General features: G+C 59.2%; 16 protein-coding genes. 9 read left to right on the top strand and 7 right to left on the bottom strand.

The annotated features are described in order from the left end of the window. Nucleotides 1-48: 48 nt before the first annotated feature. The gene (locus GHO32_RS16405) at nt 49-981 is read right to left on the bottom strand and encodes an SdiA-regulated domain-containing protein (protein ID WP_153335941.1); all 933 of its coding nucleotides are present in this window, start codon (nt 979-981) and stop codon (nt 49-51) included. Nucleotides 982-1,617: 636 nt separating this feature from the next. Here GHO32_RS16405 and GHO32_RS16400 point away from each other — a divergent pair. The 9 genes from GHO32_RS16400 to GHO32_RS16360 all read left to right on the top strand — a co-directional run bounded on the left by GHO32_RS16400 (nt 1,618) and on the right by GHO32_RS16360 (nt 10,295). Further along, nucleotides 1,618-2,382, top strand: coding sequence for a hypothetical protein (locus GHO32_RS16400; protein ID WP_153335942.1), 765 nt, complete (start codon nt 1,618-1,620; stop codon nt 2,380-2,382). A 207-nt stretch (nt 2,383-2,589) separates the two neighbouring features. Then, nucleotides 2,590-3,831 carry an SfnB family sulfur acquisition oxidoreductase gene (locus tag GHO32_RS16395; protein ID WP_153335943.1) on the top strand — a complete coding sequence of 414 codons (1,242 nt, stop codon included), beginning with the start codon at nt 2,590-2,592 and terminating at the stop codon, nt 3,829-3,831. An 11-nt stretch (nt 3,832-3,842) separates the two neighbouring features. Next, on the top strand, nt 3,843-5,039 hold the full coding sequence (locus GHO32_RS16390; RefSeq protein WP_153335944.1) for an SfnB family sulfur acquisition oxidoreductase: 1,197 nt from the start codon (nt 3,843-3,845) through the stop codon (nt 5,037-5,039). Then, on the top strand, nt 5,039-6,400 hold the full coding sequence (locus GHO32_RS16385; protein WP_153335945.1) for an LLM class flavin-dependent oxidoreductase: 1,362 nt from the start codon (nt 5,039-5,041) through the stop codon (nt 6,398-6,400). Before GHO32_RS16390 ends, GHO32_RS16385 begins: the two co-directional genes overlap by 1 nt. Nucleotides 6,401-6,526: 126 nt before the next feature. Next, the gene (locus GHO32_RS16380; protein WP_178113901.1) at nt 6,527-7,318 is read left to right on the top strand and encodes a MetQ/NlpA family ABC transporter substrate-binding protein; all 792 of its coding nucleotides are present in this window, start codon (nt 6,527-6,529) and stop codon (nt 7,316-7,318) included. Between the two features lie 2 nt (nt 7,319-7,320). Continuing rightward, nucleotides 7,321-8,442, top strand: a complete 1,122-nt coding sequence (locus tag GHO32_RS16375; RefSeq protein WP_153332196.1) for a methionine ABC transporter ATP-binding protein — start codon at nt 7,321-7,323, stop codon at nt 8,440-8,442. Continuing rightward, the gene (locus GHO32_RS16370) at nt 8,432-9,076 is read left to right on the top strand and encodes a methionine ABC transporter permease (RefSeq protein ID WP_153335947.1); all 645 of its coding nucleotides are present in this window, start codon (nt 8,432-8,434) and stop codon (nt 9,074-9,076) included. The genes GHO32_RS16375 and GHO32_RS16370 overlap by 11 nt, the downstream gene beginning before the upstream one ends. Nucleotides 9,077-9,116: 40 nt before the next feature. Beyond that, a complete protein-coding gene (locus GHO32_RS16365; protein ID WP_153335948.1) occupies nt 9,117-9,740 on the top strand; it encodes a class I SAM-dependent methyltransferase in 624 nt (207 codons plus the stop codon). 132 nt (nt 9,741-9,872) lie between these two features. Beyond that, a complete protein-coding gene (locus GHO32_RS16360) occupies nt 9,873-10,295 on the top strand; it encodes a transposase (protein ID WP_153335949.1) in 423 nt (140 codons plus the stop codon). A gap of 106 nt (nt 10,296-10,401) precedes the next feature. Here the strand turns inward: GHO32_RS16360 and GHO32_RS16355 are convergent, their stop codons facing one another. The 6 genes from GHO32_RS16355 to ssuE form a co-directional block, all read right to left on the bottom strand. Continuing rightward, a complete protein-coding gene (locus GHO32_RS16355) occupies nt 10,402-10,617 on the bottom strand; it encodes a molybdopterin-binding protein (RefSeq protein WP_003444581.1) in 216 nt (71 codons plus the stop codon). A gap of 31 nt (nt 10,618-10,648) precedes the next feature. Then, nucleotides 10,649-11,455 (bottom strand): aliphatic sulfonates ABC transporter ATP-binding protein, encoded by an 807-nt coding sequence (gene ssuB, locus GHO32_RS16350; RefSeq protein WP_048371090.1) that lies wholly within the window; start codon nt 11,453-11,455, stop codon nt 10,649-10,651. Then, nucleotides 11,452-12,258, bottom strand: coding sequence for an aliphatic sulfonate ABC transporter permease SsuC (ssuC, locus tag GHO32_RS16345; RefSeq protein WP_048390911.1), 807 nt, complete (start codon nt 12,256-12,258; stop codon nt 11,452-11,454). The genes ssuB and ssuC overlap by 4 nt, the downstream gene beginning before the upstream one ends. A 7-nt stretch (nt 12,259-12,265) precedes the next feature. Further along, on the bottom strand, nt 12,266-13,414 hold the full coding sequence (gene ssuD / locus GHO32_RS16340) for an FMNH2-dependent alkanesulfonate monooxygenase (protein ID WP_048371092.1): 1,149 nt from the start codon (nt 13,412-13,414) through the stop codon (nt 12,266-12,268). Nucleotides 13,415-13,445: 31 nt separating this feature from the next. Further along, a complete protein-coding gene (locus GHO32_RS16335) occupies nt 13,446-14,411 on the bottom strand; it encodes a sulfonate ABC transporter substrate-binding protein (protein WP_048371094.1) in 966 nt (321 codons plus the stop codon). A gap of 106 nt (nt 14,412-14,517) precedes the next feature. Next, on the bottom strand, nt 14,518-15,111 hold the full coding sequence (gene ssuE / locus GHO32_RS16330; protein WP_153336164.1) for an NADPH-dependent FMN reductase: 594 nt from the start codon (nt 15,109-15,111) through the stop codon (nt 14,518-14,520). Between the last annotated feature and the right edge of the window lie 214 nt (nt 15,112-15,325).

Raw genomic sequence — 15,325 nt, 5'->3', positions numbered from 1 at the left:
TCGGATGAAATATCACGGCTGCATGAATTCAAGCTTAATCCGTCATGGCTATTTGGCTTTCTTTTCGAAACGGTAGAAAAGGTTGGGCTCACTGACCATGTACAAGGTGCCGTCGTTATCAATCGCCACGCCTTCGGCCCGAGGGATGGTGCTCTTGAGGCCATTGAAGCCACGCAGCAGGGTCATGAAGCTGACCTGCTCGCCCAGTTCATCCAGCTCCAGCAGCAGGTGCGAATCGGCGGAAAGCACCAGCGTGTGGCCCGTGCGCGGGTCAATGCTCAGACCCGACAAGTTGCGCAGGTCGAGCTCATCGCTCGGTACTTTCTGCTTGTTGCCCAAGAGGGTCTGGCTGCCGTCGCTTTTCCACACATACATCGCCGGTGGGCGCTCTTCACCCAGCAGCAACTGCTGACGGCGCGGGTCCCAGGCAATGGCCTCGAAGGCTTTGTTCTGATCTTTGGAAGGGCCAAGGTCGTACTTGGGGAAGTCCTTGATGTTCAGGGTTTTGGTATCGGCGTCGACTTTGACGATGGTCAATAAATGATCACGCTCATCGACGATACCCAGCAGGCCGTTCTCCATCACGGTCAAGCCTTCAGGGTTGCTCCAGCCCTCCAGGGGGATTTTGCGCAGCACATCGCCCTCAAGGCTGAGCTCAACCAGAAACGGGTTTTTGCCCATGACTGAAAACAGCGTGTTGGTCTTGGGGTTATACGACAGGTCCGAGGCTTCGTCCTTCTCCAGCCCTGTCATCGGCTTGCCATCAATGACCACGCGGTAGTTTGGCAACCAGACACTCTCATTTTGATCGCTCTGGCTCTCGAACTGCTCCAGCACCCACAAAGCACCCCGGTCGTCCCAATGCAGGATTGACGCTATCCCATAGAACAGCGCTGCCAGCAGAAAAAGCCAGGAATACCAACGCAAGCGAAAGCGCGAAGGTCGCGGATCAGACGAGGTCTGCAGAGGGTCTGTGGCCATTAACGTTATCATCCAAGAAATTTTGCTACGTCTAAATAACACAAAGCGGGCAAAACCGATTGCCCCTCACGCGGGTATTATGCAGAGAGTGTGTGAAATTATTGCTAAGAAGCACCGCCCTCGGTTCCCCTTCGATAGAGCGCTGCCTCAACTCAGCCCTTGAACTTACCTGCCCGAATACATCAGCACATCCGTAGGAGTTGTCTTTAATTATTTGAAGCAACTAGCGCCCATTCATCCAACCCCTTTTAAAAATCCACATTTGGTTTAAATGACGTACGACTTGTACCCACGTCTTTAACACATTCTATCGCCTGCTAATTATTCACAAACCCCCTAGACTGCCGCTGCTCACGTCACATTAAACGTCTTGCCAGTAGGAACTTTCTGAATATGACTCAGAGATTAATAATTGCAAGATCGCACCTTGACACTCTTGCACCAAGACTCTTATCTAATAAACAACCAGACTCAACCGCACCCAACCTCACTATTGAACACGCTGTAACGGTGCACACGGATTGTTAAACCGACTACCCCGGTAACACAGCACCCGCTTTCCTTGGACGCCACCGTCCGGACTCTCTCAATTGCCGTGCTCTGTGCCGCCTTAAAGTTAGACAGGAGTTTACGTTTATGCCCTTTACCTCACACGCCCAAAAGTTGGCAGCACCGACACTTGCACCCTCGAACAAGTTCACTATTTGTGCACGTGCCGCCGAACAACTGTTTGTCAGCATCGCGCCCTATATAAATATGGAAGAAGGCGACTTGATTGAATTGTTCTGGGACGGCTGTTATGTATCTTCACGACAACTTTACCGGGCCGATATAGGGCAACCGGTATCACTGCGAGTGCCTGAAAGTTTTATTCAAAACGGCACCGCCCGTCTTTATTATCGCGTGATGCACATTGGCAGCAGCCCTGCTCTTTCCGCGCAACTTAAAGTTCTGGTCAAACTTGACTGCCCTGGCGGAGTGGCCATCGGAGAAGAGAACCAGGGCCTCGCGCCCTTGATGATCCCGGAGCAAATCCAACGCTACGGGGTCAATCCCAGCCAGATGAAACGCGGGGTGCCGCTGACCATCGAGCCTTATCGCAACATGGCCGGCGAAGATGAAATCACCTTGCTGTGGGGGGACGTGCGCCTCGACCTGCCCAAGTTGCGCCACATCGACATCAACAAGCCCGTCAGTGTATTCGTGCCCCCTGAAATCATCCAGGAAGCCGGTGAAGACCCGAAACTTGAAATCACCTACTGCGTGATTGATCGCGTGGGCAACAACTCACGCTGGGCACCGACCCGCACGCTGAAGGTGGGTGCCAACAAGCGTTATATCAACTCTGCCCCCCGCGAAATCCTGCGGGCTGCCGAAACACGGCCCAACTGGCGCGACTGACCCTGGCGGGCAGCACGAATCATCTATCCATATTCCGAAAAGTTAGTTCTTTTAATTTTTATACTCAATTAGGGTATATGCACCGGACCACCGGACTCTCTTGCTTTACATCGCGCCGCTCAAGCGGCGCTCCAAAGATGAGGTAGGTATGGTCAGCAACACAATTACCCTTTACGGGGCATTGCGTGCAGCCAAGGAGCGGAACTAATGACTCTCTTGGCAACTGCACAACTGCAAAGCGACCTGGATGTCGCGCCCCTGTTGTTAGCAGCGCACGTCCTGCGCACCGACAACGAAGCCCTTCAAGCCGCCCACGACCTGGCTGACGCCGCACGTGAGCACGCCGCAAAACGCGATCAGCAACGCAAGCTGCCGTGGTCACTCATAGAAACCTTCACCCGCAGCGGTTTGGGCGGTATTTCGATAGCACGTGAATTTGGCGGGGCACAGGTGTCGTTTGTGACCTTGGCTGAAGTCTTCGCGATCATCTCGGCGGCCGACCCGGCGCTGGGGCAGATCCCGCAGAACCAGGTCGGGCTGCTTAACCTGATTGCCAGCGTCGCGAGCCCTTCGCAAAAAGAACAGTTGTTCACCAGCGTGCTGCAAGGCTGGCGCATAGGTAATGCGGGCCCTGAGCGCGGCACCAAAAACACCCTCGAATTGAAGGCCCGGATCATCGCTGACGGCGATGATTTTGTGATCAATGGCCAGAAGTTCTACTCCACCGGCGCGCTGTTTGCGCACTGGATCGCCGTCAAGGCACTGAACCACGATGGCAAACAGGTCATGGCCTTTGTCCGCCGTGGCACCCCCGGCTTGCGCGTGGTCGATGACTGGTCCGGTTTCGGCCAGCGCACCACCGCCAGCGGTACCGTCCTGCTGAACAACGTACCCGTTGAAGCAGAGCTGGTGATCGACAACTGGCGCCTGGCTGAAGTGCCGAATATTCAAGGCGCGATTTCGCAGTTGATTCAGGCCGCTATCGACTTGGGCATTGCGCGCGGTGCCATTGCCGACACTATCAGCTTTGTCCGCGAGCGGTCGCGCCCCTGGGTGGATGCCAAGGTCGAGCGCAACAGCGATGACCCTTACGTGATCGCCGACATCGGCAAATTGCACATCGAGTTACACGCCGCCGAAGCGCTGTTGCGCAAGGCCGGTCGGGTGCTCGACGAGGTCAGCGCGGCACCGATTGATGCAGCGGCTGCGGCCCGCGCCTCGATTGCCGTGGCCGAAGCCAAGGCGCTGAGCACTGAGCTGTCGTTACTGGCCAGTGAAAAGCTGTTCGAACTGGCGGGCAGCCGCGCCACCCTTGCCGAGTTCAACCTGGACCGCCATTGGCGCAACGCACGGGTGCACACCCTGCACGACCCGGTGCGCTGGAAATACCACGCCATCGGCGCCTATCGCCTCAACGGCACTTTGCCTGCACGGCATTCCTGGATCTAACGGAGACACCCATGTCACTGATATCCAAACAGGTCCCGGTCATCCAGAGCGATGCCGAGGCCCTGAGCGTAGCGCGTGAGCTGGCCGCCCATTTCAAACGTGAAAGCACCGTGCGAGATCGCGAGCGGCGCCTGCCTTTTGATGAGCTGGAATTGTTTTCCCACACCGGTCTGTGGGGCATCACCGTGCCCAAGGCCTATGGCGGCGCGGGCGTGTCCAACGTCACCCTCGCCGATGTGGTCAGCCTTATTTCAGCGGCCGACAGCTCGCTGGGGCAAATCCCGCAGAACCATTTCTATGCCCTCGAAGTGCTCCGGGTAAACGGCAGCGAGGCGCAAAAACAACGGCTTTATACCGAGGTGTTGAACGGCCAGCGCTTTGGCAATGCCCTGGCCGAACTGGGCACCAAAACCGCCCACGATCGCACCACGCATTTAGCCAAGGCCGAACACGGCTATCGCATCAATGGCCGCAAGTTCTACGCCACCGGCGCGCTGTATGCGCAGCGTATCCCGACCTCGGTTGTAGATGACCACGGCGTGCAGCACTTGGCGTTTGTGCGCAGCGACAGCGACGGACTGAACGTGATCGACGACTGGAGCGGCTTTGGCCAGCGCACCACGGGCAGCGGCTCGGTGGTGTTCGACAACGTGTTTGTCGCCAGCGATGACGTGATCCCGTTTCAAAGCGCGTTTGAACGCCCTACCCCGGTCGGCCCGCTGGCGCAGATTCTGCACGCAGCCATCGACACCGGCATCGCCCGCGCCGCCTTTGAAGACGCGCTGAACTTTGTGCGGCACAAAACCCGGCCCTGGATCGACGCCACCACCGACATTGCCAGCGAAGACCCGCTCACCCTTAAAAGCTTCGGCCAGTTGAGCGTGCGCCTGCATGCGGCTGAAGCCTTGCTGGAGCGCAGCGGCGAGTTCCTCGACATCGCCCAGACCAACACCACCGCCAGCACCGTCGCAGCCGCCTCGATTGCCGTGGCCGAAGCCCGCGCCATCAGCACCGAAGTGGCTCTGAGCGCGGCCAGCACTTTGTTTGAACTGGCCGGCAGCCAGGCCACCCTGGCCGAGTACGGCCTTGACCGCCACTGGCGCAACGCCCGCGTGCACACCCTGCACGACCCGGTGCGCTGGAAGTACCACGCTGTCGGTAACTACTACCTCAACAGTGAAAACCCACCGCTGCGGGGGACCATCTGATGAGCAAAAAGAAAATCCTGCTCAATGCGTTCAACATGAACTGCATCGGGCATATCAACCACGGGTTGTGGACGCACCCGCGCGACACCTCCACGCGCTACAACACCCTGGAATACTGGACCGAGCTGGCGCAACTGCTGGAACGCGGGCTGTTTGACGGGCTGTTTATCGCGGATATCGTCGGCGTTTACGACGTTTATCAACAATCGGTTGATGTTCCGCTTAAAGAATCCATCCAGTTGCCAGTCAACGACCCATTGCTGTTGGTTTCAGCCATGGCCGCCGTCACCAAAAACCTCGGTTTCGGTTTGACCGCCAACCTCACCTACGAGCCGCCGTACCTGTTCGCGCGGCGCATGTCGACCCTCGACCACCTGACCCGTGGCCGCGTGGGCTGGAACATCGTCACCGGCTACCTGGACAGCGCCGCCAAGGCCATGGGCCTGACCGAACAAGTGGAACACGACCGCCGTTACGACCAGGCCGACGAATACCTGGAGGTGCTCTACAAACTCTGGGAAGGCAGTTGGGAAAACGACGCCGTGCTCAACGATCCGGCGCAGCGCATCTACGCCCAGCCCGACAAAGTGCACAAGGTCAAACACGCGGGCGAGTTCTATCAGGTCGAGGGTTATCACCTCTGCGAGCCGTCGCCACAGCGCACCCCCGTGCTGTTTCAGGCGGGCAGCTCGGACCGTGGGCTGGCCTTTGCCGGGCGCCATGCCGAGTGCGTGTTCATCAGCGGGCAGACCAAGGCCGCGACCAAACTCCAGGTCGACCGGGTGCGCGCCAGCGCGGCTGCATCGGGCCGCAACCCGGATGACATCAAAGTGTTTATGGGCCTGAACGTGATCGTCGCGCCGACCGAAGCCCAGGCGCAGGCCAAGCGTGAGGAATACCTGGCCTACGCCAGCGCCGAAGCCGGGGTCGCGCATTTTTCCAGCTCCACCGGCATCGACTTTGCCGATTACGAGCTGGACGAGCCGATCCAGTACGTGAAGAGCAACGCCATCCAGTCCGCGACCAAAGTGCTGCAAAACAACGACTGGACGCGCCGCAAGTTGCTGGAACAACACGCACTGGGCGGGCGCTACATCACCGTGGTCGGCTCACCCGAACAGGTCGCCGATGAACTGGAATCGTGGATCGAGCAAACCGGTCTCGACGGCTTCAACCTGACCCGCATCGTCACACCCGAAAGCTACGCCGATTTCATCGATTTAGTGATCCCCGAGCTGCAACGCCGGGGCTCTTACAAAACCGCCTATGACAGCGGCAGCCTGCGGCAAAAACTGTTTGTCGAAGGCGACGCGCACCTGCCTGAACGGCATACCGGCGCTTCTTTTAGACACAACGCCTGACTCCCTTGTGGGAGCGGGCTTGCTCGCGATGCAAACGATGCGGTCTGTCTGGCGCAGCGCGCCGATGCCATCGCGAGCAAGCCCGCTCCCACAAAAACAGAACTCTTATTTGACCGGATGAATTTCATGAACAAAAAACACGCTCTGGTTCTCGCGCTCGGCCTGTTCAGCAGCCTTGCCTTCGCCGCCGAAAAACCGCTCAAGGTCGGCACCACCGCCGCCTTCGCCATTCCGCTGGAAGCCGCTGTGGCTGAAGCGGATAAACAAGGCCTGAAAGTTGAACTGGTGGAATTCACCGACTGGATCGCCCCCAACGTCAGCCTCGCCAGCGGCGACATTGACGTGAACTACTTCCAGCACATCCCGTTCCTGGAAAACGCCAAGGCCGCCAGCGGCTTTGATCTGGTGCCGTACGCACCGGGGGTGATCAACAACGTGGGCCTGTATTCGAAAAAGTACAAAAGCTTTGATGAGCTGCCCACCGGCGCCACCGTGGCCATCGCCAACGACCCGATCAACAGTGGCCGTGGCCTGCAATTGCTGGCCAAGGCCGGGCTGATCACGCTCAAGCCCGGCGTGGGTTACAAAGCCACCGAAGACGACATCACCGACAACCCGAAAAAACTGAAGATTTTGCAGGTCGAAGCTGTGCAACTGGTACGCGCCTACGACGATGCCGACCTGGTGCTGGGCTACCCGGCTTACATCCGCCTGGCCAAAACCTTCGATGCCACCTCCGCCATCCTGTTCGACGGCATCGACCACCCGGAATACGTGATTCAGTTCGTCATCCAGCCCAAGAGCAAAGACGACCCGCGCCTGGCCAAATTCATCGACATTTACCAGCACTCACCGGTGGTCAAAGCCTCGCTGGATAAAACCTACGGCACCCTGTACCAACCTGGCTGGAAGAACTGACGATGAACCTGGCCCTTGATCGCGCCCGGCTCGACGAGCCGCAGCCCGATGCCGTTCGCACCGAACTGCACCCGGAGCTGACCAACGCCCACGTGCGCTTTATTGGCGTGGGCAAAACTTATGACGGCCGCCAAGGCCCGGTAGACGCCCTCAAAGGCATAGATCTGGCGATTCAACGCGGTGAAATCTTCGGCATTATTGGCCGCAGCGGCGCCGGTAAATCGTCGTTGATTCGCACCATCAACCGCCTTGAGCAGCCCAGCAGCGGGCGGGTGTTGATTGATCAAATCGACATCGGCGGGTTTGACGAAGACAAGCTGGTGGCGTTGCGCCGCCAGATCGGCATGATCTTTCAGCACTTCAATCTGATGTCGGCCAAGACGGTGTGGCAGAACGTTGAGCTGCCGCTCAAGGTAGCGGGTGTGCCCAAGCCGCAACGCGAACAAAAGGTCCGCGAGCTGCTGGAACTCGTGGGCCTGCAAGGCAAGCACACGGCTTACCCGGCGCAACTGTCCGGCGGGCAAAAACAGCGCGTGGGCATTGCCCGCGCACTGGTTCACGACCCGCAGATTTTGCTCTGCGACGAGGCCACCTCGGCCCTCGACCCGGAGACCACCCAGTCGATCCTCGGCTTGCTGCGCGAGATCAACCAGCGCCTGGGCCTGACCATCATCCTCATCACCCACGAAATGGCGGTGATCCGCGATATTTGCCACCGCGTAGTGGTGCTGGAGCAAGGCCGTGTCGTGGAGCAAGGCCCGGTGTGGCAAGTGTTTGGCGACCCGCAACACGAGGTCAGCAAAACCTTGCTCGCACCCTTGCAAGACAACCTGCCCGAGGCGCTGCAACATCGCATCAGCGCGACGCCACAGTCATCGCAATCGAGCGTGATTCTGCGCCTGCGCTTCACCGGCGGTCAGGCCCAGGAGCCTGATCTGGGCGCGTTATTCAGCGCCTTGGGCGGCCAGGTGCGATTGCTCCACGGCGGCGTCGAGCAGATCCAGGGGCATGCCTTGGGGCAACTGCTGCTCAGCGTGACCAGCGCCTCACTGGGGGCAGAAGAACTGCGCAAGCGCGCTGAACAATGGGCACAACAAGTCGAGGTGCTGGGCTATGGGGTTTGATCGTTTATGGCAGGGCGTGATCGACACCTTTTTGATGGTCGGCGTGTCGTCACTTATTGCGTTGATTCTGGGCATTCCGCTGGCGGTGATTCTGGTCACCAGCGGCAAGGGCGGCATCTATGAAGCCCCGACGCTGAACAAAGCCCTGGGCGCGTTTGTAAACCTGTTCCGTTCCATCCCGTTTCTGATTTTGATGGTGGCGCTCATTCCGTTTACCCGGCTGATTGTCGGCACCACTTACGGTGTGTGGGCGGCCGTCGTGCCGCTGACCATCGCCGCCACGCCGTTTTTTGCGCGCATTGCCGAAGTGAGCCTGCGCGAGGTGGATCACGGATTGATCGAAGCTGCCCAGGCGATGGGCTGCAAACGGCATCACATCATCTGGCACGTGCTGCTGCCAGAAGCGTTACCGGGCATTGTCGGGGGTTTTACCATCACCATCGTCACCATGATCAACTCTTCGGCCATGGCCGGGGCGATTGGTGCGGGGGGCTTGGGCGACATTGCCTACCGCTACGGTTACCAGCGCTTTGACACCCAGGTCATGCTCACCGTGATTGTTTTGTTGGTGGTGCTGGTGGCGGTGATTCAGCTCGGCGGCGATCGTTTGGCGCGTGTGCTGAACAAACGCTGAGGTATAGTCGGCGGCAACACCGCCGCCGACCGAGCCTGCAATGACCCTGGACCCCACCACCCTCGAACAGATTGCTGCCACCACCCTGGCGCATTACCAGCAGAGTGCCGAAGGCTTTCGCGAAGGCACTCGCGACCACGACGTCAGCCAGAACATCGACGCCTTGCTGCGCCACCTTCAGGGCGCGGCGCCGTTCACGATTCTGGATTTCGGCTGCGGCCCCGGCCGCGACCTGCAAGCCTTCACCCGCTTGGGACATGTCGCCATCGGCCTGGACGGCACCGAGCGCTTCACCCAAATGGCCCGCGAAGACAGCGGCTGTGAAGTGTGGCACCAGGACTTTCTCAAGCTAGATCTGCCGGCTGAGCGCTTTGACGGCATCTTCGCCAACGCCTCGTTGTTTCATGTCCCAACCCAAGCGCTTGAGCGCGTGCTGAGTGAACTGCACGCCAGCCTCAAACCGGGCGGTGTGCTGCTCAGCTCCAACCCGCGCGGCGACAACCGCGAAGGCTGGAATGGCCAGCGCTACGGCGCGTACCACGACCTCGAACACTGGCGTGCGCTGCTCACAGCAGCGGGTTTTACCGAGCTGGAACACTACTACCGCCCCACCGGCCTGCCCCGCGACCAACAGCCATGGCTGGTGAGTGTTTGGCGTAAGTAACCCCAAGATCAAAAGATCGCGAGCAAGCTCGCTCCTACAGAGGGCTTGGACATATTCAGATTCACAGCCATACAGGTCGTTTGCGTGCCCCCGCCTACTCTTTGTTTTTAGTCTTGATGAAAGGGCAAAGGGATGTCTGGGGCTGCACAGGCCTGTCGATTGCGAAAAGGTAGGTATGGAGAACTGGGCCGCATCTACGCACTTACCGCGGTTGTCAAAAACAGAAAGCCGATCTTCAACGATTTTGGTTTAAGCCGTTTGTTGATAAACGAGCTCAGACGCTCTCACGCAGAAGGGTTGGTGAATTCCCTTGCGTGGGTCGTGATGCCGGATCACTTTCATTGGCTGATCGAGCTTCAACAGAGCCCGCTTTCAATCGTCATGCAGCGCACAAAATCACGTAGTGCACGAGCCATTAATGCTGCGTGTGGACGCTTTGCTCAATGCTGGCAAGCGGGCTATCACGACCGGGCTATTCGATTTACCAATCCCTTGCGAGCAGGCCTGGTCAAGCGTTTGGGTGACTACCCTCACTGGGATGCCATCTGGTTGTAAACGCACTACCAAATTGTAGGAGCGAGCTTGCTCGCGATCTTTTGATCTTTAAAAAAGAAAACCCCGAAGGGCTCGCGCCTTTCGGGGTTGTGGGTCTTGGCATGGGTTACAACTTGGCGATGGACACTTCGGTGGATTTTACGAAGGCGATCACTTCGCTGCCGACCACCAGTTCCAGCTCTTTGACCGAGCGGGTGGTGATGACGGAGGTGACGATGCCGGAGGCGGTTTGTACGTCGATTTCGGACAGTACGTCGCCCAAGACGATTTCTTTGATGTGGCCTTTGAATTGGTTACGAACGTTGATGGCTTTGATGGTCATGGTGTCGATTCCTGTCTTGAGAAAAGTAGGTTTAAAGCGCCCAACGCAGTTGCGTCGGCAGCGGTGCAACAGGGTCTGGCTCAGGTGGCGAGCCAGGTAAAGCGAGCACTCGGTGAAGCACTTCGGTTTCCAGTGCCGCCAGTCGATGTGAACCACGCACCCGAGGGCGCGGCAGTTCGACGGTGAGGTCGAGCCCCACTTCACCGTCTTCGATCAGGATGACCCGGTCAGCAATCGCAACCGATTCGCTGACGTCGTGGGTCACCAGTAATACGGTGAAGCCATGCTGGCGCCACAGGCGTTCGATCAGTTGTTGCATCTCGATGCGGGTCAGCGCATCCAGTGCACCCAAGGGCTCGTCCAGCAAGAGCAAACGCGGTTGGTGGATCAAGGCGCGGGCCAGCGCTACACGCTGCTTTTGCCCGCCCGACAAGGCCGCCGGCCATTCATTGGCGCGCTCGGCCAGGCCGACTTCTTCCAGCGCCTTGAGGGCTTTTGGCCGCCAGTCGCCTTTGAGGCCAAGGCCCACGTTGTCGATGACTTTTTTCCAGGGCAGCAAGCGCGCTTCCTGAAACATTAAGCGGGTGTCTTCACGGGCTTCTTGCAGCGGCGCGCTGCCGGCCAGCAGTTCGCCGCCCGTGGGCTGGTCAAGCCCGGCCAGCAGGCGCATCAAGGTGCTTTTGCCGCAACCGCTGCGGCCCACAATGGCGACAAACTGGCCTGCCGGAATGTGCAGGTTAATGCCACGCAGCACCAGACGATCGCCAAAGGCTTTTTGCAGGCCCTTGACCACCAGCGGGATGCCCTGACGCAAATGCGGAGGTTGTTGAGCTGTCATGCGGCACCGCCTTTTGGCACTTGATAAGCCGGGTGCCAGCGCAACCAGACACGTTCCAGACCTCGGGCGGCAGTGTCTGCCAGCTTGCCGAGGATCGCGTACATCACAATGGCCAATACCACCACGTCGGTCTGCAGGAACTCCCGGGCGTTCATCGCCAGGTAGCCAATGCCGGAGCTGGCGGAGATGGTTTCAGCCACGATCAGCGTCAGCCACATAAAGCCCAGGGCGAAGCGCACGCCGACCAGAATCGACGGCAACGCGCCCGGCAGGATCACTTGCCAAAACAGGCTGAAACCCGACAAGCCGTAGCTACGCGCCATTTCTACCAGCGCCGGGTCGACGTTGCGGATGCCGTGATACGTGTTGAGGTAGATCGGGAACAAGGTGCCCAACGCCACCAGAAAAATCTTCGCTGACTCGTCGATGCCGAACCACAAAATCACCAGCGGGATCAGCGCCAGGTGCGGCACGTTACGGATCATTTGCACCGAGCTGTCGAGCAGGCGCTCGCCCCACTTCGACAGGCCGGTGATAAAGCCCAGCGCCAGGCCGATGCTGCCACCGATCGCGAAGCCCACACCGGCACGCCAGCCGCTGATGGCCAGGTGTTTCCAGATCTCGCCACTGCGCACCAACTCCACGCCCGCTTCAATCACTGCAATCGGTGAAGGCAGGATCCGCGTCGACAACCAGCCCGCCGACACCGACAACTGCCACACCGCCAACAGCAACACGGGCAATGCCCAGGGGGCAAACGTGTGGGCGATTTTATGAAGGCTTGTAGCCTTTGCCGTACTCATGCTCGCCTCAGCTCTGCGACGCAGCTTTAGGGAGGATGTCGTTGGCGACCATTTCGCCAAACGGGCTCACGTAGCCTGCGCTTTTCGGCAATTCCGGGCGCTCGATGTCCAGGTGCGGAAACAGCAGTTCAGCCACGCGGTACGACTCTTCCAAGTGGGGATAACCCGAGAAAATAAAGGTGTCTATGCCCAGGTCTGCGTATTCCTTGACCCGCGCTGCAACCGTTGGGCCGTCGCCGACCAGTGCCGTGCCCGCGCCGCCGCGAACCAGGCCCACGCCCGCCCACAGGTTAGGGCTGACTTCGAGGTTATCGCGGCTGCCGCCGTGCAGCGCAGCCATGCGCTGCTGGCCTACCGAGTCAAAGCGCGACAGTGACGCCTGGGCACGGGCGATGGTGTCGTCGTCCAGGTGCGAGATCAGTTTGTCGGCGGCTTTCCATGCCTCTTCGTTGGTTTCACGCACGATCACGTGCAGGCGAATACCAAAGCGCACGGTGCGGCCGAGCTTGGCGGCCTTGTCGCGCACTTGCTGGATTTTTTCTGCGACCGCAGCCGGCGGCTCGCCCCAGGTCAGGACCATTTCAACCTGTTCGGCGGCCAGGTCTTGCGCCGCTTCTGACGAGCCACCGAAGTACAGTGGCGGACGCGGTTGCTGGATCGGCGGGTAGAGCAGCTTGGCGCCTTTGACCTGGATGTGCTGGCCGTCGTAATCCACGGTTTCGCCTTCCAGTACGCGGCGCCAGATACGGGTGAATTCCACCGAGGCCTGATAGCGCTCTTCGTGGCTCAGGAACAGGCCGTCACCGGCCAGTTCGTCCGGGTCACCACCGGTGACGAGGTTGAACAGGGCACGGCCACCGGACAGTCGGTCCAGGGTCGCCGCCTGGCGCGCCGCCACGGTGGGCGAAATAATGCCGGGGCGCAGGGCCACCAAAAATTTCAGGCGCTGGGTCACCGGGATCAGCGAGGCGGCCACCAGCCAGGAGTCTTCGCATGAGCGCCCAGTCGGGATCAGTACCCCGCCAAAACCCAGGCGGTCTGCGGCTTGCGCCACTTGTTGCAGGTAACCGTGATCAACAGCGCGAGCACCTTCGGAGGTGCCAAGGTAATGGCCATCTCCGTGGGTAGGCAGGAACCAGAAAATGTTGAGGCTCATGGAGTGGTCTCCTAAAGGGGTACGGCAAGCATTAAGGGGCTGTGGCCGCGGTGGCGGGCGGCGTCCAGATCACGTCTTTAATCGTCAACGGCTTGGGGATGAGCTTGAGCTGGTAAAAACTGTCGGCAATTTTTTGCTGCGCATTGACCACTTCCGGGGTCAGGAACTGCGCGCCGTAACCCTGACGCTTCACCGAGGTTTCGGTGATATCGACCGGCAAGCCGAGCAACGGAGCAACCTGCTGGGTCACTTCGTCAGGGTGCGCCTTGGCCCACTCACCGACATTGCGCACTTCTTCGATCAGGGTTTCGATGACTTTGGGGTGCTTTTCAGCAAACGGTTTAGTCGCCAGGTAGAACTGGTGGTTGTCAGCAATGCCGGTCGCGTCACGCAGCGTACGGGCGTGCAGTTGTTGCTCGGCGGCGGCCTGGTACGGGTCCCAGATGACCCAGGCATCGACACTGCCACGCTCGAAGGCGGCACGGGCGTCCGCTGGCGGCAGGAAGACGGTCTGGATGTCGGTGTATTTCAGGCCGGCGTCTTCAAGAGCGCGCACCAGCAGGTAGTGCACGTTGGAGCCTTTGTTGAGGACAACCTTTTTGCCTTTGAGGTCTTTGACCGAGGTGATAGGCGAGTCTTTGGGCACCAGAATCGCTTCACTGGTCGGCGCTGGCGGCTCGTATGCGACGTACAGCAGGTCGGCACCGGCGGCCTGGGCAAACACGGGCGGGGTTTCGCCGGTCACGCCGAAGTCGATGGAGCCTACGTTGAGGCCTTCCAGCAGCTGCGGGCCGCCCGGGAATTCAGTCCATTGCACGTCGACGCCCTGATCGGCCAGACGCTTTTCCAGCGTGCCTTTGGCCTTGAGCAGCACCAGCGTGCCGTACTTCTGGTAGCCAATACGCACGGTATCGGCCTGGGCTTGAAGTGCCACGCCTAATGACACGGCTGCAGCCAGCAGTGTGGCCAAACCACGACGCAAAATGACAGGGCGCATGGCGCTCTCCTTTATTTTTTTGTTCTGTAAGAGCGAGCTTGCCTCGCGATCTTTTAAAAGATCCAAAGATCGCGAGGCAAGCTCGCTCCTACCGTTGTGTGTTAGTTCAGATACTCCAGCGAGCCGTACGCAGGCGCTCGTTGAGGATGTCGGGGTCCAGCGGTTTTGGGCGACGGGCCAGGGCGCTGTAAAAGTGCTCCAGTGACTCGCTCAAACGTTGTTCCAGCACCGGCACCAGCTGCGCCTGAGCGCTGCCTTCGCCGTAAGCAATCTGGTTGTCTTCGGCAAAGATGCCGTGCAGCATTTCCTGGGCCTTGAGCGCCGACAGCACGGGCTTGAGGGCGTAGTCCACGGCCAGCATGTGGGCGATGCTGCCGCCGGTCGCAATGGGCAGCACCACTTTGTGGCTCAAGGCACGTTCAGGCAGCAGGTCGAGGATGGTTTTCAGAGCACCGCTGAAAGAAGCCTTGTACACCGGAGTCGCAATCACCAGGCCGTCGGCCCGCTCAATCTGCTCCAGCAGGTCGATAATTTTTGGACTGTCGAAACGCGCATGCAGCAGGTCTTCAGCCGGAAAGTCACGTACCTGGTAACTCACCACTTCGACGCCATTCTGGTTGAGCCAGTGTTTGGCGCGGTCCAGCAACACTCCGGAACGGGAGCGTTGACTTGGGCTACCTCCGATTGTCACAACCAGCATTTACGGTTTCCTTGAATGAAATTTTTCAATTTTCTGTCAGCGTTTTCGCTTAGATGGAACTGACCTTAACAGGTGTTTTTTATATCCATAAATCATATTTGTTCATTTGTTTATTCCTTAAACGCATATGAATTAACAGGATCGAGTAGGGTGAGGGATTTTTTTTTCCCTCAGCCCTCTCACACCACCGTACGTGCGGTTCCGCATACGGCGG

It is taken from the genome of Pseudomonas sp. FSL R10-2189, assembly GCF_009600325.1.
Taxonomy (GTDB): domain Bacteria; phylum Pseudomonadota; class Gammaproteobacteria; order Pseudomonadales; family Pseudomonadaceae; genus Aquipseudomonas; species Aquipseudomonas helleri.
The sequence above is the reverse complement of the archived record's forward strand: the minus strand, read 5'-3'. Positions and strand labels throughout refer to the sequence as shown.